The following is a 595-nucleotide window of genomic DNA, read 5'->3' on the forward strand; positions in this document are numbered from 1 at the left end:
ACAGTGACCTGGGCAATTGGCCATCTAGTCGAGCTAAAAGAGCCAGAGGAATACCGTCCGGAATGGAAAAAATGGGACTTGGCCACTTTGCCGATTATTCCTGGGCAGTTTGAGTATAAAGTGTCGAAGGATAAAGCCAAACAGTTTCAAACCGTTAAGAAGCTGCTTAAAGAGGCTGATGAAATCATTATTGCGACCGATCCAGCCAGGGAAGGAGAAAATATCGCTCGTCTGCTTATCCTCATGGCCGGATGCTCGAAAAAACGGATTAAGCGCTTTTGGACATCATCTCTAACCGAAAATGCCATTCGAAAAGGGTTTGCTGAACTGAAAGACGGGAAAGAAACCATCCATTTGTTTCATGAAGCCCAGGCGAGACAGATCGCCGACTGGCTAGTAGGAATGAATGCTAGTCGGCTCTATACGCTGCTTCTTCAGCAAAAGGGCATCCGGGATGTATTTAGCGTCGGACGGGTGCAGACTCCTGTTTTGAAACTGATTTACGATCGCCAAAAAGAAATTGAACAATTTCGACCGGAACCGTTTTACGAATTAGAGGGACAGTTTACAGTCAAGAACGGAACATACCGGGGGA

General features: G+C 46.4%; 1 protein-coding gene. It reads left to right on the forward strand.

Annotation, left to right across the window (positions count from 1 at the left end):
* The coding region (locus ACFPOH_RS10790; protein WP_390309636.1) for a DNA topoisomerase at nucleotides 1-595 on the forward strand (595 nt) is incomplete at both ends.

This window comes from Ureibacillus suwonensis, from assembly GCF_042655065.1.
Lineage (GTDB): Bacteria > Bacillota > Bacilli > Bacillales_A > Planococcaceae > Ureibacillus > Ureibacillus suwonensis.